Below are 19,523 nucleotides of genomic sequence, written 5' to 3'. Positions count from 1 at the left end.
CGAATTGAGACATGAGAAACAAAAAAAAGAACAAAAATGGACCGGGTTCACCTGTCGGATACCGTCTTCCCCGTGACCAGATGAACTGGCTCCGAGGACCCCACCCGTAACCAGCACGTCAAGGGACGTATCTCCAAGGCCGCCAAAGTGGTAAAGAGCATATGCTGGCGGAACGGCGTAAACGACGAACTCTTTTCCAGACGTTCCAGCAGCCGCTTGAGCGTTGTCTGATGTTGGAGCAGGAACACTGCATGGTAGTCCTCGTCAAGCCCGAAAACCCGCGAGAACGTGCCGTCAGCCAGTGCCTGTTGGTGCTGATGAACCTTCGAGAGCACGCGGGACGATTTCCGGCTGAGTTCTACTTCCACCACATACAGTCCACGTTGCTGTGGATCACTGAGTTCAAAAACACCGTCAGGAATACACCGTTTCCCAGAAGCAAGTGTCACTTCTGTCGCGGCCTTGCGTCTGGGCTGAACCGGCTCGCCATACACCTCGTCCGACTTCTCGAAGTAGTTGGCCCACGTCAGCAGGTCGTATTCGTCTTGACCTCGGAGCGCCTTCTCCAAAAGGATGCGACTGGTAACCGTCAGTTTGCGATGTTCGTAGTCGAGTTTGAACACCTCCCAAGTAGGAGCAAGTGACCGCGAAGTGGCGTACCCCGGAAGCTGTTCGGTCAAAAAAATGATCCCGTAGGCACTGAGGCTGTACATGTGTTCAATCCGACCCAGCCGAGCAGACGGTGGAAACGTGCGACGTAATAGGATCGGAGAGGGAAACCGAATGGCGCTGAGCACCCGCATCGCGCGCCTCACCGCCGACAAACTGCCGAGTTCCATCAAGACCACTTGGGAACAGGTCAGGTAGCGGTAGCGGGCAAGCGCCAACAAGATCGAGAGTTGCAAGGTCGTCAGATTCATAGCAAGGGCAAAAGAAAGAAAAAGGGAACCACGCGGAACGGCAACGTATTGAACTTTGGACCAAATCGTTTCGCCGTCATTGCTGCCCCGGTATTGGTGTTCCCAGGGCCTTCTCCAGCAACGGCATCAGGGGAATAGTGCGAGAGTAAGATCGGCTTCACCTTGGCCCAGGTTCGATCCAGAGACTTCGACCCCTCCTTGAGCCAGAATGAGGGCAGCTTGACCCGACGATGCCCCCGGCCATCAGCCTTGAGCACAAAGGAACCAACCGACAAGTGGGTGAGATCAGCCAGAGGGACTTCCATCTCTGCCGCCAGCACTTTTTTCGTGGTATGCCCGGCGTTGCCGACCACCTTGAGCGCGGTGTTTCCCATGATCGTTTCATGCATGTCCTGACTCATCCCAGCCTGTTTCACCATCTGCTGACAAAGAATAAGATGCAGTCCAAACTTCCTCGCCTGAGTAAGAATTACCCGTACGTCTTCGGTTAAAAATGAGGCGGCTTCATCGACGATAAAATATATCGGCATGAACTTCTGGTGACGCCGCCGAGCCCGTAAAAACGCATAGGCCTGCGTCAAAGCCGTAATGGTCCGGCCATAGATTTCAGAGACTTCGCGACCCAATTGAGAAACCGAACCATCGATCAGGACCGTTTTTCCGCTATTGAGTGCCGTCTCCAAATCCCAGGAACTTTGTTTTTGGCAGAGCAGGCGCACAAACATCCGAGAGCTCAAAAGCTTCGCCAACTTCACCCGCAACGCGAACTTGGTCGACACCAATTGCTTCTCCATAAACGTCTCCCGAAAAAACAGGTTCATGCCAGGATTCTTGAGCTTCTTCATCCCGAATTCCACCAAGTCCCGGTTTTGATCGTCCTTGAGAAACCGCAGGAGATCGAAGAAAGTGACTTCACGACCTTGTCTCGCTATCGCGAGCAGTACCGTAAACATTGGGGTGAGCAGCGCCTCCATGCGGAAACTCAGCGAAACGTCGCCCCGGCTGAGCATGGCCGCAAAGGTCGAAGTGAGGTACTGCGCCAGAACCTCACGCGTCGCCTTCGAATCACGTTTCCCGCGCCGATCAAAGGGATTACAACAAGGGATGGAGTTGGTACAGAGCGTAGGCGAAATGAACATGAGGTTGGGAGCTTTCCCACGACGGTGCGCTCGGAGGGCTTCCCGGAGCAACGTTGGGTTTTGAGCACACTTTTCCGCTAAATCACCATGTGGGTCAAAGAGCAACAGGCTGCGCCGAGAATTGACCTGCGGAACCCAAGGCCATACCCCCCAATGGATTTTGATGGTGAGCAGAAACAGGTACAGAAAGTAGGACTTCCCTGAACCTGACTTCGAAAACATGGCGGCATGCCGACGGAGAGCAGGCAGCGGCAAAAGCCACTTGAGACGGATGACCGCAATCCATTTGTGGAGAAACGGTACCCGCCACCAGCCCAAGTTTTTGGTGGGCGTGAAGGTTGTCGGGAATTTTTCCAGGCCGAGCAGAAGCTTCCAGAATTTCAAGGGAGAGGACAAAAAGGACAGAAAGAACGACCGAACGTATGGCGGTCTTTTTGGCGGCACGTATGCGTGTCATTTTGGTGATCATTTTGCGTGTCATTTTGGCGGTCATTATGGGTGTGCGTATGGGGATCATTATGGTGAACGTATGGCGGTCATTTTGCGTGTCATTTTGGCGATCACTATGGGGATCATTATGGTGAATGTATGCCGTCTTTATGGGGAACGTGCATGGTTTGTGTTTGCCCTGTTCTCCTCAGGTAAAGGCACCAAAAGGATTGGTCGCATATATTTCATATATTCAATATAGCCGCCACCTCCTCGGCCCACCGACTCTTTCAGCCATGGTGAAGCAGTCATCGTCATCCACTCTCGTTCTGAGTCATCGTCCACTACCTCTCGTTCACCTGTCATCGTTCATCACCATTCGATCCACAACCGTTACCCATTCACCACCTCCATAAAATCACCGAAAACGGCCCTCATGCTGTTCCATGAACTGGTCGATACTGGTAACCCGCCAATCGTCCCAACGATGGTCGCGAATGACGGTGGGAAGGTAAAGATCGCCCATATTCACATAGCTGGCTTCCACATTGCCATGGTACACATCCCAGTGATCGTGGCCATAGATGGGTTCTATCCCGTGTCCTTCGAGGATTTCATTACAGGCAAGTAACACTAAACTGACCCGAGAAGGTCGATGCCAACATTGGTGCAGATGGGTCTCAACGGATTCAAAAGATTCCGGCTCCAATGTTCCGCACAACAGCCGGTTGATGTGAATCGCGTCGGCGGGTGGGATTTCCAGAAGTTGGGTGGGGTATTCGGGGTTGTTGGGCATGAGAAGCAAGAAGAAAGAAAAAAAGGGACCTAGTGAGCGAGTAAGCCTTTCAGGCTCAATCGTGTATATCGCTGCAAGAGGGCGATAAGAATCCGGCTATGGCGACCCGGTTGAAACAGGCGTGATCGATCTTTGGGGCGAGGCCGTGAGGAAATCAGGGAGTGTGGTTGAAACATGGGAAAGGAAAAAAAGCGAAGTCAAAGTCTGTTACCGCGTTGCCCGGTAAGCCAAATGCAATACCCGATTCACCCCACGAAAAACTTGGAAGAGGTTGTGTTGGATTTTGGCATAGGCAGCGGATTCAGGATGTTCTTCTTCGAGGAATTCTAAAATTGCTTGAAGGTCGGCAAGGCTTTCTCGGATTTCCTTGGTCGCCGTATTGAGTTCACCGATGGAAATTTTTGATTGGTTCATGATGGGCGGAAAAAAAGAAAAAAGAGTTGGAGCGTTCAAATTTCGCCGGAGGTCCAATGGGAAAGCGAACAATCTGGAGACGAAGGTAGTGAAAACAGGTCATGAATGAGGAAAAAAGTTTGTTGTGTCGCAACGACCGAGGCTACCGCCCAAAATTTGATTTTGGCAAGAAGCTCATGTAAAAATTCGACTGATTTGGTCGACTTTTCCAAATTCGTTTCACAATTTTATGGTTTTTTAATGCAATCTGTACGACGCCTCCGAGGAACCGTAATAGCGAAACGTATCGAAATTTTTCTCAAGGAACATACGCAATACCGCCGAGGAGAACTCGGTCAACGGCTCGGTTCAAAAAAAGACACCATCAACCCTGCATCGCACATCAAGCGCTGCAACGACTTCCTGAAAAAACTACGCCGAGGCGATCTCTTTAATGACCTCAATGCCGTGGCCAAATACCTCGACGTTTCAGTAGAGTATCTGCTCTTTGGAGAAATGCCGAAACTCCTCAACGGAAAGTAAAAACTCAGCGAGAACGCAAAGAAAGTTCAAGTCAAGCAGTGCTCCAAAAGGCTGTAATATTGCCAGGCATTACGCTTTTGAAAACCTCCTCCTGAGCGTAATGTGAAATCACAAAGAGCTGAAAAAGGACAAGCTGGTACAATGGCAAAACCCAAGAAGAAACGCAAAAAAAGCGGACCAGCCCACCGGCCCCAGGTTCACCTCACAGAAGAACAGTACCACGAACGACTCCTGACGCTTCTGGAAGCTCGTGAAGCCCATTATGACGGGCACAACAACTATTTCGACCTTGGTGGTGGCCAGCGACATCAGATCGTCAAAGACGAATTTGACTTGGTTGCCCGTCGCGAAGGCATTCCGGTCATGGTCCACCCCGTAAAAGGGAAACCCACACTTGCTTTCGTCTTTCCACCGGCAGAAAGGCCACCGGCAGAAGTGATTGTTTGCAGCGGTGATGGAACGATCAAACACCGAATAGCACCACCGGAAAAAAGCATGAAAACGCCACCGGCCGAAGCCGATTCAGAAACTTCAGATCTCGCGATCCCGGAAACATGATGGGTCACGAGCGAACCCCTCAATCCATTCGGGATCAAGGCCAGTTCCAAAAATACGCTTAATACCGGCGACCTCGTATTTCATCTTTACCAGCTTCGGATTCATCGTGTATCCGGCCAGGAATGTTGGGGTGAGTGACCATTTGCGTTCGAATTCAAAAATTCGATAGGCGGAATAGAGCGCTTCATCCACCGGGTCCAAATCCAGAAGTACTGCCGAACAAGAGCTAGGTTGGCCCGATCCTTTTTCCGGTGCGCCATGCTGTTGCGCCAACGTGAGGAAACGGAACAGAAGCTGTGATGACGTCGGAAACGTTTCTGCCGGAATGTTGTTGCGACGAAGGTGGCGTTCGACCAAATTGCAGATTTTGGGGTTAGGATCGAACACAAACAGGGGACGTTCAGGCATACATCGGGGGAATAGGGTATAAAAGGGGAACGAATTTTTTGAGTATCCGCGAATTCATGATAATTAGAGTTCCCGTAACCTGTCAAGTATACCTCAAATGACCCCTTCGTCATGCAGCCACGCGGCGACTTCGTTAGAAAAGTTGACCCTCAATTTGCTGCGAAGGTCGTAGTACAGCAGCATCTCTACGGAACTATGTCCACTGGCATTCATCAACCGGGTAAGGTCGTCTGTCATATCCAAACCGTTGGAAATGAATGATGATCTGAAGCTATGCGGGGTCACGCCGGACTTTTCAGGGAGCACCTTCTTGGCCGTGGTAGTCACCAAGTTATACACAAACTCCCCGGAAACAGGTTTATTCGATTCTTTACTGCGCCGATCCCGTATCGGGCGAAAAAGGTAACTATCTTCTTTGCCGTATTTGTTCCGGTACTCAAGAAGAAGTTTGAGTAACAGGTGACTGATGGGATTTACCTTCTCTCGTAAACCCTTTTGAGTAAACGTGATTCTGGCATCGATCTCATCGATTTGCGACCAACTCAACGTCGCTGCTTCTTTTCTGCGAAGGCAGAATACCAGCATGCACAGGACCAGCAGGTAGTTGCGGGTGCTACCCTCATCGACTGCCGCGCTTTTTAGGTAGCGCAAGATTTTTAGAATTTCATCTTTATTAAGGCAGTTTGTGTTGCTCTTGCCATGCACTGGAAGTTTGTCGATGAATTCAGCGGGATTGAGCCCTGCGTACCCATGATAGCAGCGCAAGTACTTAAAAAAGGATTGCAGAGCGAATTTTCGCCGATTATAGCTTTTTGGGTTGAGCGGAGCTTTGGTTGCGGGGTCACGTCGCAGGCCCTGCTGCAAATAGCGGAAGACTTGGTCACATAGGGTGCTCAGCTCAACCATTTGCAGTTCTTCAATGGACCAGCCGAGCCCCTTGGCAAAAGCTAAAAACCCGGCGACCTCGCGCCGGTATGCGCGGGCTGTTTCTGGAGATTTTTGCTTGGCCACAAATGATTCCAGGGCTTGGCGTAAAAGGATTTTTTTGTCGAAAGCAAGCAATCGGAAACTTTCCATGGTCGGCTCAGGAATGGAGGGCGAATTGGGGGTCAACATCTGGTAACTCTAATTATCGGCAGCACGATACGGGAAAACTGGCCGTCACACAAGGAGTTCCCCAACTCATAAGTTGGAGGATGTCCATGCGTATCCTGGTCACCATTATCACGTTCATACTTGCCGCATCCGTGCCGGTGTGGAGCCAAACCCGAGTCAATACTTCAAAAGCGGCCGAAGCGTTAAACCGTGAAGCAGACAAAGCCCATAGAAAGGCCCAACGGCTCAAATCAGAAGAATTGAGGTTGTTGTCAAAGATTGAACGCCTTGAAATGGCGGAAAGAGCGGCCGAGCAGCAGATCAAAGAATCCCAGCGGAAGATCGATGAAATCACCAAAAAGCAAATAGCCAATCTTACTGACATCGTCTGGAAGCTCATGACAGATGAAGTGGCAGGGCCAATTCTTCAACAGGAACCTGCCCTCATAAAACAAATGGATGCGATGAAGGCTTTGTTAACCGATTCTCCCTCTCTTTCTCCTGTAGTTGATGAGCTCATGTTCCAGTGGACGGGCAAACGAATTTGATTTCATACCGATTCCTCGGCAAAATGTTTACCGTTACGTTCCCGTCCACTCATGCCAGAGATCGCTCCACAAGCACCGGATCATCGCCATCTCGTAAAAGAAGAATGCACTGCACGAATGTCGCGCCTGAAAGACAAACTGGCACTGCTTAATGCCAGGGAGCAAAAGCTAACGATCACAGAAGAAATTGAGAAGAATAGTGACTTCCAGCGGGCCAAAACCAAAGAGAAGCGACTTCGAAACGAGGGGCAATCTCGCCGTGAAAACTTCCAGTTGAGGCAAGCGCCTCACAAGAAAAACCTGAGGCGCACCAAAACAGAACGCCACCAAGCTGAAGAAACCGAGCAGGGCTTTCGCTAGGCAGCAACTCTGGTTCACACAGCGGATACAAAAGGCCTGTCCCAAAAAGAAGCGGAGGCTGTCGAAGACCAGCTGGTACACGCGGAAATCGATCCGGCACGGACAGTGACCATCGAAACGGCCGCAAGCGATGGATATGAAACACACGAGTTCAAACAACTGGCCAAGTTAGCAAGTCGACTTGGTCGCCCTGTAACGAAAAACGGCCGACCGCTTCTTGCCGTTCTCTCCGAGCCGGAAACGAAACAGTTCCTTGCCATGCTGGCCGCACTCCAGCGCGCTTTCAATTCCGCATCAACTCCGCTCCCCGTCGCCTACTTCAGCGAGTTGGACACCCCAGACTTGGCCGCCTTGGTACACGGCTTTGAGATCCACCTCGATCAAAACCGGCCAGGATTCATCACCAGCAACACCTACAAGTGGCGGGACCTCACTGCTGCGGCCGAAACCTTCTTTGAGATCGCCAACGGTCATCGACAAACCGCAGGAACCGAGCTGTACCGAAAGCTCTTCATTGACGGAAGGCTGGATTCCTGAACCAGGCCAACTTCACCGTCAAAGTTGGGGAAGCATTCTTGTGAAAGGACACGTCTGGCTGCTGTTGGGGGTTGCGACAACTTTACGGTCGAAGTTAGGCAGCAAGGTTTCCCCCCTCGAAACCTTATAACTTAAAAATTCACGAAAAAACGCTAGTCACTAATCCCAAGGATTTTTTGTATTGAAGATCTCTTTGATTTTCCTGTGGATATTTTTTACAGTAAAAGGTTCACTTTGAAATACAAATGACCTGATTCTCTTCCCTTCCAAAAGTGACTGTTGAAGTTTTTCTCTTACTTCCATCCAAAAAATCTCTCCCTTGGAATTTCTCATCACCAAAAACACAGGAAACCGCCTATTTGCGATGTAAATTACTTGCTCTATTGATCCAAACGAAAAACGAATTTCGCCATTTCGATTCATACTCCTGAAGTATGAATCGCCGGACTTCAGCTGGACAAGCAACTTCTTACCTGTGGGCTTCTTTTTTTCATTTAAAATATCAACAAACATATCTACTGCAAACTTCTTGTCTGAGTACAACTCGGGGTCTAATCCAGCTGCAAGAAAGATTTTTTGAACTTCCGATTGAGATACTTTTTCTTTTTGATCTGATGATAGCTCCTTGAACACTTCCCCTGTCAGAAGTAGGTTTTTAGCTATGCAGTCTGATTTTTGGTTGTTTTTATTTGAAGGTTTTTCCGCTTTAACCTTGATATCAGGTGTGCTGTTTGAAAGAGAATGCCTTGTGCCATACGGAAGGATTTCTTGCTGGTATTCAACGTTTTCCAGAGGGTTGCGTATCTCAGGTTTTCCAACCTGGTAGACCCATAGAAAACCAAAGTGAGGCAACCGCTCTTCCCGTTTTTTCGAAGTTTTTCTTCCTGGAAACCGACCCCTTTTATCTAGACCTAAAAAGTTGAAAAACGATTCACGATCAGAGAACCCATGCTCTTCTAAGTTGAAGATATTATCAGGTGATATACGCTTATAGTTAAGTACAGGCAGGTAGATTCGACAGAATTCTGTTGACATATTAATTGCTTGCTGCCAGCTGGGCGCTTTTCCATCAACTTTAAACACAATTCCATCAGGCTCAATTCCCTTTGGCAATCTCTTATTTGGAATAAGCCCATTTGCCCAAACTTGAAAAGGTTCAGCAATTGCAATAACGTCACCAGATTTGAAGGATGGATTGGTTTGTTTTCTCCTGTTCCATATATAGCAAACTTTTTCATCTAAAATATTCTTAACCAAATTTAAGTCTTCTATAACATATCGCTTAATAGTCATATTTCCTCGTCAATCTTCTGAAGTGCCTCAAGAAAGTGTAAGATTTTATCACCTAAGGAGTGGTTCAATGTGCTCCATGAAGTTGTCGGTAATTGGTGTAGGATAGCCCAGTTGCTGTAAACATGCGACCCCCATCATTCGATTTTTTTGTATCTGAAACACCAGAAATGCTGCCTTAAGGTAAGCCACTGCTTCATCTTGAGAATTTCTCCATTTCGCAGCACGAACAGTCATGGCAAGCTGAAAACAACACTTTGCCCACATGTGATAGTTTTTTTCTTGCAAGAATGAACTTCGGGCGTTTTTTAGATATTCATATTCTTCCCGAAATGACGCATGCTGAGTTTTTCCTGAGACACGTTTTGTATTTGATTCAATAGCTTTAATATATTGCAGCTCTCCGCGAGTCAACACCTCTTTAGCAAAAAGAAAAAAGTCTTCAATTGTGTCGTAAAAAGACATAACGTAATAGATTTCATTGAGTCCTCTTTTTGATTTTTCAACATTTGAAAGATAGTCAATTGACTTGAGGTTTCTCCTGCGAGGATCATTTGGGTCCAAAATTGCAAACGGAATATTGACCGAAAATATCCCCGTAATTATCTCATCACCTTGCGATCCAAAAACAGTTAGAAGATTATTGGAAACAGCGCGAAGGTATGCTAAATATTTGCTTTTCCAAAATTCATTCGAATTCATGTGATTTTCAAGCTGGTGAAGCGTTTTAAATGGGGTACTCTCTGAAAGCTCAAAGCCTTGCCCACGTGTGAGGTCCTCCTGGTATATGCGTATTTGTACAATCGCTTTGTTGTACAGTGCAAGTCCTGAATAAAATCTTCTCATAACGCCGCTCAAATGTTGACTCAACAGAAAGATATCATCAGCTACTTGTACGGCTGAATTAAATTCAAAGCTTTCAAAAGTCATTTCAAACTTCCACAATAGAAGGTTTATCTCATCAACAAGGGAAAGGCTAATAGCTTCCTGTTCGATTTTTTCTTGAATCAATTTACTACGTCTAATACCCATTCTGTATTCAGCAAGAGAGTACAGCTTTGAAAGCTCACTTGTCCATGTGCTCATATGGGGATCTAAATCTAAGGTTTCATATGCCCTAAAAGGGGCTTGCAAACCATCAGTTGATCTTCTGAGAGCAGAAAAGTAAACATATTCGAATTCACGAGAAAAGAGATCTTGCCGGCAACGCAAAAATTCCTTATTTGAGAACTCGGGAAACAGCATCCTCCTTGGATTTAAATTAAGCACAGGGGTTTTTATTACCTGGTCTTTCGTGACTTTTCTTTCGGCAAAGCTCTTTTCACTCTCTAATCGTAATAGATGAATCTCCAAAGCATCTAGAGAAGTTACATCACCTTCTAAACAAAGAACGGTATTATCTTTGTCTGCTGGATCTTTTTTTGGGGGCACGCTGCCAGGCTTTTCAATACAGATCTCGCTCTTGATATCCTTATTTATATTTATTTTATATCCCGCCCCAGTCAAAGACAAAGAAAGGGGCTCTACTTTGCCAAGCCATTTGAATTTTCTTTTATTTTCCTGAAGCGCTGATAAATACTTTTTCGGAAATACGCGTGGCATTTTTCTTAACTTTTCTTTTGTTACTGAATCTGTAAAATGACCACGCACCCTGTAAGCAAGAGTATGTATTGACGACACACCTCTAGAAAAATTATATTCATCAAATACCTTTTGAAAGTATTCTGTATTTAAAACCACGCCAGAACACCTCGATTCCGCAATAACATGATAGAGAAAGACAATCATTAAACTATAGTCTTTATGTCTAGAATCCCTGTGAAAAAAATCCCCAAAATCAATCTTCTGTTCTGAGTCGATGTAACACCCTTCAAGATGGATTTTTTTCAATTTTTCATTCTTGTTATCATGTCCTTCCACTGTTTGTGTGATTTGGACTTCAATCCAAAAGGTAGGTGTCTCTGGATTCCATGCTTTAAATCTGTAACCGGCCGAGATTATTCCTGAATGCTCTTTTTCGATGCCCACCAAGTTACATCTCCTTCCCGATAACTCCACCCGTTACCGTCATGTCTCTTGCGCATTTCGTAATACAGTTCATTAACTGTATCTTCGATCCCCATAGCATTCAATAAGTTTCTTAAATGAGACATGAACTCAATGTCAAAGCGGTGCCATTCCAATACCTCGTCACGTAGCTTAAAAGCCTTTGCTTCCAGAAGCTTTTTTTCTCTGAACAATTCTCGATATTGTTGTCGTAGTTCATCTGGGTCATCAGGGATCTCGTCTTCACGCGGATAGCGTCCCCTTACTGTTCGCTTTCTTGCTTCGAGGATTTGCAACCTAGCGATAGCTTCTACAACCTGAAACCTCTCAAAATCAGGGCAGTTTTCCTTCGTCCAGGGATCAGAGGTTGATGTTTTAAAGTTATCACGTTTCCCCATCCATCTTGAATCATATGGGTCAGGTAACTCCTCAAGTGGATATCGTTTCTTTTTAGTCATCTTAAGAAGTGAAAGAGAGGTTTATTTTACAGACTTTCAAGTTGCAGTCAAGGCTTACAAACTTTTTGGTTATTCCAAGCAACATGATCAGCTAAATCACTTACAACTTGACTTACAGCGATTGGAATTTTTTAAATCTGTAAGCGAAGCTGTAAGCTGCTCATGGATTTAACTGGATTATACTGGTGACACACTTGATTGAGAGAGTTAATAAGGCTTACAGCAAGCTTTACCACTACATAAAATAGACAGCTGTTTTTTCTGCACACAAGCTTTTTCATCAAGAGTGTATTCTGGTTACCAACCACAACCATTATAGACACAATACAAAGGGATGGTGGAATATGAAACAAATAGTCCAAAAACAACTACATAACATCAATCAGCCTAATAAATATCATTCTAAATCAAACGAAAACATCGATCATCACCTCCTGTTTCAATTTCGCTTCACCATTAACCCTCCGCCTGATCTATCAAGCCAGCCCTTTAAATACGCTATTTACTTTCAGGAAAACTTACACTTCCGCGAATTCATTCTTGACTATTCAAACAAGAAACCAAATCTGAACGTTGCGCTGAGCAATGAGCGAATGTTCGAACAAGTCATTCGTGATCAATCGGAACTCCTCAAAATCAAACTTCTGCACCATCAGAAGATCGTCTGCCTTGGCGAAGATCTTTCCCGATTTGGGGCCTTACCCATCCCCGTTTCTGCGCTTTTGCGCTTTATCTCTGAATAGCCGGAGCATCAATTTTACATACCAAGCGCGCTGCCACCGAGGCTGGGCAATGACGATTGCCCGCCAACAAATCCATAAAAGTTAGCCAACAGTTTATCAACCGGCCAAATTCACCCTGCTCGGCGCGCAAGGCACCCCTCTGATTTTCAGAGCGCTGGCCGAAGTGCGCTCAAATTCCCATCCAACCATGGAGCCCGGCCGCGCAATGCGGCCGGGGAAGGAGTAACTATGTCCAAAAATCAGTCAAAACATGGAGGGTACTTATGAAATTGCTTTCCTTTGTTCGAGGAACCAAACGAACCCCTATCACCACTGGGAAAACGTTTTCAAACAACAAAGACGACAGTGACTACATTAAAGATATGGGTACGGTTCCTGAAGTCATCACCCCACCGGTAGACAGCACCTATGCGACCCGGAAATACGTAGAGGTGACCAACAGTCGTACCACCTTACCGGAAGCCGAAGAATGCATCCGTAGTCACCATCACGCACTATTTCATCAAGCCAACCACATGAATTCGAAACAGGTAAAAGCCGAGCTCAACTCTCATAATCAACAAAAAGAATTCGTGACTCAAGACCGAACCGAACAGCAAGAACTCATTGAGAACAGCCAAAAATGCTCCAAGAAACAAACTTCAGTGGTGAGCTACAACTGGACCCCTGTGCAAAAAATGAAAGCAATTATGTGTGGGGTCGGCTCTTTAGTTACCGCTCTTTTTGGTATCAGTAACCTGAGCATCAATCTCAAGCAAAACAATCTTGTTTTTCTTGATGCCCCTTGGTCGGTCGTAGTCTTAAGTTCTTTGGTCTTTTTAATGCCTGCTTTTGGCGTTAAAGAGCGCTTTGACACCTTACCCACAGAGAAGGCGAAAGAGAAGTATTTGAGTTCGTTGTTCTACACCATGCTCGGCAGCTTGTTCATCTACATGATGCTCTTTGCCTATCAAAACATGCCGCAAGCACCTGCGCCTGGAGGGCTGTTTAGCGGAACTGTACCCACCGAAACGATCAATCGCCAACTGGTCAACTACGTGTCGCTGTTAACCCAAATCATTCTGGAAATCAGTACCAGTACCTTGTTGCTCATTTACGCCTCACGGATCTGTGCCCGGCATGCCGTCGTCACTGACATTACGCATACCCTTCATCCCTCCAAAGTCTATGAGTCCCATGTCAAAACCGCCCAAGAGCTGGATCGCGTTCTTATCCAACTGGATCGTCGCATTGAAGTGTTGTCGAACTATGAGGAGAACCTGGCGATCAACGAATCCATTTATCTCACCAATGCCGTTACCCAATTCCAATCCCTGCTCAACAAATAATCATCACTCATTCAAGGAGTTTCACATGATTCGACTTTTATTCCTTTTGGTTACCATCCAGTTCGCTTGTTTCCATGGTCATGCTTCTGGACCTGCCGTAATTGAAATCGTGGTGTCACCGCACCTTTCTGGTGACCAGGAAGACGCGCTGAGGAACGCGCTTTCCGATTTGCTGTTAACCAAACTTCGTCCCGGAGACATTCTGAGTCTGGTTTCCATGCACACCCTGCAACGCCGCTTCGTGATCAAACTGGACCACCGGCTTGAAAACCGAACCCCCGAGCAACGGAGAGCACTCCTTTACAAAGTCCACGTCCAGGAGCTTTCCAAATTACCGGTGATACTCAAGGAGCTGACTTCTCCAACCCCAGGATTTAAGGCGAACCTGGTGAGGTACCTGCGCAATTTCACGGCTACGGAATTTGGCCCTGAGTATGACTATCATCTCGTCTGGGTCGGCTCTCCGATTGTCACATCAACGGAGAACACCTTTAACGACATGAGGAATGCCTATCCGACAGATGGGGTACTTCACGAGCCTCAATCAATCTTCTACACTGGAACCATCTCAGACCGCTTTTTCCAAAACTGCCATCTGTACGTGTTTTTCAAACCCTCATTGGAAGACTTCACCTCGATCACGGGTTACCGCGATCTGCACCAACAAAAAATGCAACGGATCTATGCTCTCTTCATGCAAGCTGGATTCGGATCGCTGAACTTTTTCGGGTCCGCTATTGATCGTCTCAATTCTATCCCTACCAGTGCCTTTCCCGCTATCACCGTTCCCCCTGATCCCTCCCAAAAAGAAGGACAGGTCTTCCAATTTGAACGAGCGACCATCAAGAACGGTATCCTCGAATCCACGCCAAAAATTTGGACAGCGCCGAAGGCAAAACCTACCGCACTCGACCTGGATGCCCCCAGCAGTGAGACCACCGGCCCGCTCACCATTGGACTACGTTTTCCCAGCGGTGCAGTGGACCTTGACCTCTACACGCAATTCACCGGCGATGACGAGCTCTCCTTTCGGAAAGAGGGGACGGAAAGCTCGCAATATGGTGGCCACTTTTTGAAGGACTACAGTCGTGGGGCGGCCTTGGCCACCCACGGCCATGAAACGGTCATCTATGACTCACCAGATGCAGACTTGCGCCAACTCAAGCTCTTCATTAACCACTACAGCGGGCGCAGTAGCGAGCCCATTCCAGCCGAAGTGCGCATTGTTCACAAGGGCATTGAGTACACCAAAATCATCCCCGTTCCAGGAGGTGTTGGCGACCATGGACGTGGTGATCGCCGCAACTCAGACCGCTGGCGTTACATTGACCCACGGGAAATTGTCGGGAACCCGGATGCCCTTCGGCACTATGTGCCTGACCCCCTCCCCGAAAATCTCGAAGTCACTTCGGTAAAGAATGTGGCCATTCACCAAGGAAAAACCGGCACTCAGCAATACCAGCCAAAACCCGGCACTCATCCCCCCAATCCCCACACGGAACCGATCATCAAGGCAGTCCCTGCCACTTCAACTTCAACTCCAGCGCAGTCGCTGTTCCAAGCGCCCAAAACGCCGCAGTCTGAGGTACTGATCTTGGTCGATACCTCCGGCTCAATGGCGCGACCAGTCTCCGAGAGCATCGCCGCAAAGTACCTCCAGAAACAGAGCGTAGGGGAAATGAGCTGCTTCGAGCTGGTGGTCAGTTGTTTGCAGCGGTACGCGGCGCAGCACCCTGATGCCCCGGTATCCACCGCCAGTTACTCAACCCCAGCGGGCTGCGACATTGATCCAGTTGTATTTCCTGTCGATCCAACGCAAACCCATGACGACCTGAAACGCACGCTCAATACTCATGGTGGTGATCGAGAGCAACTCACCCGCACATTGCAACAGGCTCCATCAATGTTCACTTCTGGCCGCACTGCTCCTGGCGAACGCTTACTGTTGGTCCTGGGCGACGGCGCAGATGCCTGTCCGGTCCCGGACACCACCCTGTGTGACGTCGTTCTCGAACTGGAACGCCAAGGCATTGAAGTAGTCTTTTATTCCTTCGCCCTCGGTCACCGCTTTTTGGAAGAAAACCCCTGCGTCAAAGATCGGCTGCACGTCATCTAATTCGCCTCATTCCTCACTGATTCTCACTCATCACCTGATGCGGACATGACCTTATCAGTGGCTCCTCATCCAAGACGCGGCGCTTTTGCAAAGCATCTCACGTCGCCAATCTGAAAAAGGCATCCACGCATCACCCCACACCGGGAGCCGTCATTTTCGTGCTCTCTGCCCGAAGTGTATCTGGAAGTAGGCACATGGGGGCTCCCGGAATTTTTTCACAGGAGATTCCACATGTCAGATATCAACTGGGCCTTCTTTGCCACCGCGCTCATGAGCTATGGACTGGGCTGCCAAATACTTTCGCATGGGCAACAAAACCATGGTTCGGTCAACCCGAAAGACTTCGGATTCATTGTGCTGGGGGTCCTTGCCGCCCTCCACTTTCGGAAAGTCTTGCCGCTGACGCAGCGGGGAATTCCCATCATGACGCTAGATACTGCGCCCCTGCTCATTTTGTTTGGAGGGTACCTGTTGCTCATCCTCAGCCCTCTTATAGCCAAAGCCCTGTTTACCCCTGGTCTCCCTGATCGACTCCTCAGGGTCGCTATTGCGATTGCCGGGTATGTGGGGTGTTTTTTCTGGCTCCAAGCTCGGACGAGTTGGAGTATGACCACGATTCAAGTGATCTCGGGAGCGGTCGCTTTTGTGCTCTTGGGACCCATTTCCGCCATCTGGCAGCAGTGGCAAAAGTGGCGTTCCCGTCGCCGCCAGAAACGGCAAGACCAAGAATCCACAGCACGAGAACAGCGTTTGGCTCAACAGCAAAAAAATCAGAAACAAGCCCAAAAAGATGCTTTCGAAAAACTGGTCCGCGACCTGGGCAAATAGCACGCTCAAACCCCATGAAAAAGGAGGCTTCTATGCACTCTTCTCCAGAGCGTTTACTTTCCACTAACTGGCAAAAATACTGGCAGGAAATCCAGGGAGCCGCACCCACCGATCTCGCGATAGGGCAAACGACCCTTACCGGCCTGTCCACCAATGGCCTCGAAGCGTTTGTCACGTACCACAACCAACGTATTGCAACCCTGCTCAAGGCCGCTCCGAAGGCGTGGTCGGATCTCAGCTCGAAACTCCGAAATCTCAAAATCCCTACCCGGCAAGAATTTGCAGAACTCCGAACCGATCCCTACGGAAAGCTCAGTGTCCCCGCTCATTTACGAGGGAAAGCGCGGCTACAAGAAAGCTGGCAGAAGTGGGTTTTTTCTGTACCGCCGCTGTCGGTGTTGTACCGGGACTTTGCGCGGAAGAAACCCATTCCGGTATACCTTCCCGAATCGGCACAGGCCAAGCACGGACTCCTGTTGGGTCAAACAGGTTCAGGAAAATCTGAACTCCTCAAGGCCCTCATCATGCGCGATGTAATGCAAGCACGACTCCATGGGCAACAAGGAGGCCGGAAACGTGCCGTGGTGCTGATCGAACCGACCGGAAATCTCAGCCGGGATGTCGCGAAACAGGCCATTTTTTGGGTCGACTACTTGGAACGGCAAACCCAAGGAGAGGAATCAAACCTGATTCTGTTCGATCCAATGCTGGCGGCCGACGAGGGACTCTACCCGAGCTTTAACCCCTTCGACCGACAGGGGCGAACGCTATCACCAACTCAGATCGATAGCCAGGCACAGTTCCTGACCGCTGGGTTCCTGGCCATGCTGAACTCTGGTGTCGAACTCAGCTTGCATCAATCCACGCTGCTCCATCCGCTGATCGTTCTTCTGATTGCTGCCGAAAACAGCACCTTCGAGGATCTCGTTGCCCTGCTGCGGGGTGATGATCGAATTCTGTGCCAGAACGCGCACCTGCTCCCCGCCCAACACCGGCAATTTTTGACCACGCGCCTCTACCATAAATCCTTTGATCGAACCCGAGCCAGCCTCGAAACCAAGCTCACTTCACTACTCAATTTTGACGTCTTCCGCCGGGTCATCTGCCAGCAGAAATCCTCGTTCGATTTGCAAAAGGTCCTTGATGACGGCAAAACACTGATCGTGAGCTTGCCCAAGGGGGCCATTGGTGCCGAAGTCTCCTCTTGCATCGGACGCCTGTTTTTGGCCAGTATCCTGGCCGTGGCATTTGGACGCAGTCAAATTGCGCCAGCAGAGCGTGTTCCTGTTCACGTGTACCTGGATGAAGCCCATAACTTCTTGGGAGATCCACGTACCGTCCCGGAGACACTGGCGGAAGCCAGACAATTTCAGCTTCGTCTCTTTCTGGCTCAGCAGTATTTGGGCCAGAACATCGATCACGATATGCGGCGGGCCATTGTCAGCAATACCAATGTCAAAATCGTCGGCAAGAGTACGGTCGCCACGGCGAAAGCCATGAGTACCGAGATGCGCACGTCGGCCGATTCGTTTCACAATCTCAGGCCCGGGCAATTCGTCGTCCAATGTGGCTCTCGGCCAGCTCTGACCTGCCAGGTATTCGATACCTACCTTGGCCAGAAAACCCAGATGAAACCAGCGCAATGGTGTGAACTTCGAAAAAGCTTCATCTGTGATTACTACCGCAAATCCACTGGCCACCCAGATCCGAATGGGGTTGGTGACGATTCCCAGTTTCATGAAGACGTGGCCGCATCCCACGTGCCCGAACATGAAAACCCTGAAGCAGGGGACCCACCACCGCGAGACGGCTTTGACCTCGATGACTTCCATGACCCCTCTGTTGGCAACTGGGGAGGCGCGGCATGATCCACCTCACCGAGCGACAACTCCGGGTACTGCGTACCCTCAACCGCTATGGATACCTGACTAATGCCATGCTCTACGAAATGCTCGGCATAAGCACCTGTCTTCGGGAAGTAGAACGTTGTACCGCTAAGCTGGCGCGACTGCGCTGGAAGAAGCAGCCCTTAATTCTCCCCCTCAAATTCAGCGTCGATGCCCGCTTTGGAAGGCTTTCGTATATGTACTGCCTGACAACGGCAGGACAAGAAGTGCTTCGTGAAGAAGACACGGGCAACTCTATCGAGGCTCTCTCGGCCAAATACCCCAAGTTCGCCAAACGCGATTATTTCCACCGCCAGCTGACCGTCCGAGCCCATATCGCATTTGACCAAATGCTCGAGCAACGCTACCGGGTGTTATCCCTGCGACGCTGGGAACGCTACTTCGTAAAAACCGGAAACAACCGCCAAAGTTCTGGGGCACAACTGCGAGCACAAACTCGCTTGGAGCTGCCGGGAACAGACCGGTACTGCATTCCTGATGTCATTTGCGAAGTAACCGATACCCGGCCGGATCGCACCAAATCGATGTGGTTCCTGTGGGAAGTGGCCCTCGGGCACGACACCTTACGAAACCTCAAACATTTGGGACGCTATCGCGAATGTCTCCAGAACAAATCCCTTGCCACCGCCTACGGGCACCAACAGGGCGCGACGATATTGTTGCTCTGCAAGGAAGCCGGGTTGGCCTCCACGGTACGCCAGCGTTTTGCTGAGTACTTCTCGCGACCTGATCGATTCGCACCGTTTGTGCTGGTGACTCATGCGGACGACTTTTTTCGCGATCCCGAAACCTGTTGGCGGGCACCACGGCCCTTAAGCCAATCTGATCACTACAGTGTGCTGAATTTGAAGCCCAAGCCGTTTCCTCTTCCTCCCTCATAACCCCTCATTGTTCCCATGGGATTGGCCCTGATCACGCCAGCGATCCCGTCCTTCCTCACGAACCTTGATGCAGACCGTGGCCGTTTTCAGCAGTGCGGTACCCACCCGCTGAGAAGGTCGAGGTCTGCCCACGCACCGCACTATCAAGGAGTGCCGCTATGCCATCTTCTGCTCCCACTTCTGTCCGATCTCTTGCTACC

General features: G+C 49.1%; 19 protein-coding genes. 11 read left to right on the top strand and 8 right to left on the bottom strand.

The window, feature by feature from the left end; genetic code table 11:
- Positions 1-47: 47 nt before the first annotated feature.
- From J3U88_RS07595 to J3U88_RS07585, 3 genes are all read right to left on the bottom strand, one after another.
- Positions 48-905 carry a hypothetical protein gene (locus J3U88_RS07595; protein ID WP_207858006.1) on the bottom strand — a complete coding sequence of 286 codons (858 nt, stop codon included), beginning with the start codon at positions 903-905 and terminating at the stop codon, positions 48-50.
- Positions 906-916: 11 nt separating this feature from the next.
- Complete coding sequence (locus J3U88_RS07590) at positions 917-2,443, bottom strand: TraM recognition domain-containing protein (RefSeq protein ID WP_207858005.1); 1,527 nt, start codon at positions 2,441-2,443, stop codon at positions 917-919.
- A gap of 463 nt (positions 2,444-2,906) precedes the next feature.
- Positions 2,907-3,284, bottom strand: a complete 378-nt coding sequence (locus J3U88_RS07585) for a hypothetical protein (protein WP_207858004.1) — start codon at positions 3,282-3,284, stop codon at positions 2,907-2,909.
- Between the two features lie 519 nt (positions 3,285-3,803).
- On the opposite strand from J3U88_RS07585, the gene J3U88_RS07580 reads away from it, so the two are divergent.
- Both J3U88_RS07580 and J3U88_RS07575 read left to right on the top strand, forming a co-directional pair.
- Positions 3,804-4,220: a hypothetical protein gene (locus J3U88_RS07580; RefSeq protein WP_207858003.1), complete on the top strand. Its 417-nt coding sequence runs from the start codon at positions 3,804-3,806 to the stop codon at positions 4,218-4,220.
- A 102-nt stretch (positions 4,221-4,322) separates the two neighbouring features.
- On the top strand, positions 4,323-4,778 hold the full coding sequence (locus J3U88_RS07575; RefSeq protein WP_207858002.1) for a hypothetical protein: 456 nt from the start codon (positions 4,323-4,325) through the stop codon (positions 4,776-4,778).
- Here J3U88_RS07575 and J3U88_RS07570 read toward each other — a convergent pair.
- Together J3U88_RS07570 and J3U88_RS07565 are read right to left on the bottom strand one after the other, a co-directional pair.
- Positions 4,752-5,186, bottom strand: coding sequence for a hypothetical protein (locus J3U88_RS07570; protein WP_207858001.1), 435 nt, complete (start codon positions 5,184-5,186; stop codon positions 4,752-4,754). The two genes, J3U88_RS07575 and J3U88_RS07570, sit on opposite strands and share 27 nt — an antisense overlap.
- A gap of 93 nt (positions 5,187-5,279) precedes the next feature.
- On the bottom strand, positions 5,280-6,302 hold the full coding sequence (locus tag J3U88_RS07565) for a tyrosine-type recombinase/integrase (protein ID WP_207858000.1): 1,023 nt from the start codon (positions 6,300-6,302) through the stop codon (positions 5,280-5,282).
- A gap of 86 nt (positions 6,303-6,388) precedes the next feature.
- Between J3U88_RS07565 and J3U88_RS07560 the strand changes: the two genes are divergently transcribed.
- The 3 genes from J3U88_RS07560 to J3U88_RS07550 all read left to right on the top strand — a co-directional run bounded on the left by J3U88_RS07560 (position 6,389) and on the right by J3U88_RS07550 (position 7,726).
- The gene (locus J3U88_RS07560; protein WP_207857999.1) at positions 6,389-6,829 is read left to right on the top strand and encodes a hypothetical protein; all 441 of its coding nucleotides are present in this window, start codon (positions 6,389-6,391) and stop codon (positions 6,827-6,829) included.
- A gap of 117 nt (positions 6,830-6,946) precedes the next feature.
- Positions 6,947-7,189 (top strand): hypothetical protein, encoded by a 243-nt coding sequence (locus J3U88_RS07555; RefSeq protein WP_207857997.1) that lies wholly within the window; start codon positions 6,947-6,949, stop codon positions 7,187-7,189.
- Between the two features lie 105 nt (positions 7,190-7,294).
- On the top strand, positions 7,295-7,726 hold the full coding sequence (locus tag J3U88_RS07550) for a hypothetical protein (RefSeq protein WP_207857995.1): 432 nt from the start codon (positions 7,295-7,297) through the stop codon (positions 7,724-7,726).
- A 159-nt stretch (positions 7,727-7,885) separates the two neighbouring features.
- Here the strand turns inward: J3U88_RS07550 and J3U88_RS07545 are convergent, their stop codons facing one another.
- From J3U88_RS07545 to J3U88_RS07535, 3 genes are read right to left on the bottom strand one after another with little or no spacing between them, the layout of a single operon-like run.
- Complete coding sequence (locus J3U88_RS07545) at positions 7,886-9,019, bottom strand: DUF4365 domain-containing protein (protein WP_207857994.1); 1,134 nt, start codon at positions 9,017-9,019, stop codon at positions 7,886-7,888.
- 48 nt (positions 9,020-9,067) lie between these two features.
- Complete coding sequence (locus J3U88_RS07540; protein WP_207857992.1) at positions 9,068-11,047, bottom strand: hypothetical protein; 1,980 nt, start codon at positions 11,045-11,047, stop codon at positions 9,068-9,070.
- Positions 11,014-11,460 (bottom strand): hypothetical protein, encoded by a 447-nt coding sequence (locus J3U88_RS07535; RefSeq protein ID WP_207857990.1) that lies wholly within the window; start codon positions 11,458-11,460, stop codon positions 11,014-11,016. The genes J3U88_RS07540 and J3U88_RS07535 overlap by 34 nt, the downstream gene beginning before the upstream one ends.
- A gap of 404 nt (positions 11,461-11,864) precedes the next feature.
- On the opposite strand from J3U88_RS07535, the gene J3U88_RS07530 reads away from it, so the two are divergent.
- The 6 genes from J3U88_RS07530 (at position 11,865) to J3U88_RS07505 (ending at position 19,323) form a co-directional block, all read left to right on the top strand.
- Positions 11,865-12,263, top strand: coding sequence for a hypothetical protein (locus J3U88_RS07530; protein WP_207857987.1), 399 nt, complete (start codon positions 11,865-11,867; stop codon positions 12,261-12,263).
- Positions 12,264-12,526: 263 nt separating this feature from the next.
- On the top strand, positions 12,527-13,591 hold the full coding sequence (locus J3U88_RS07525) for a hypothetical protein (protein WP_207857986.1): 1,065 nt from the start codon (positions 12,527-12,529) through the stop codon (positions 13,589-13,591).
- A 25-nt stretch (positions 13,592-13,616) separates the two neighbouring features.
- A complete protein-coding gene (locus tag J3U88_RS07520) occupies positions 13,617-15,707 on the top strand; it encodes a vWA domain-containing protein (RefSeq protein ID WP_207857984.1) in 2,091 nt (696 codons plus the stop codon).
- Between the two features lie 231 nt (positions 15,708-15,938).
- Entirely contained in the window at positions 15,939-16,535 is a 597-nt protein-coding gene (locus J3U88_RS07515) for a hypothetical protein (protein ID WP_207857982.1), read from the top strand.
- A 32-nt stretch (positions 16,536-16,567) separates the two neighbouring features.
- Positions 16,568-18,403 carry a type IV secretory system conjugative DNA transfer family protein gene (locus J3U88_RS07510; protein WP_207857979.1) on the top strand — a complete coding sequence of 612 codons (1,836 nt, stop codon included), beginning with the start codon at positions 16,568-16,570 and terminating at the stop codon, positions 18,401-18,403.
- The gene (locus J3U88_RS07505; protein ID WP_207857977.1) at positions 18,400-19,323 is read left to right on the top strand and encodes a hypothetical protein; all 924 of its coding nucleotides are present in this window, start codon (positions 18,400-18,402) and stop codon (positions 19,321-19,323) included. The genes J3U88_RS07510 and J3U88_RS07505 overlap by 4 nt, the downstream gene beginning before the upstream one ends.
- Positions 19,324-19,523 lie beyond the last annotated feature (200 nt).

It is taken from the genome of Acanthopleuribacter pedis, assembly GCF_017377855.1.
GTDB classification, from domain to species: domain Bacteria; phylum Acidobacteriota; class Holophagae; order Acanthopleuribacterales; family Acanthopleuribacteraceae; genus Acanthopleuribacter; species Acanthopleuribacter pedis.
This window is presented reverse-complemented; position numbering and strand designations above follow the sequence as displayed.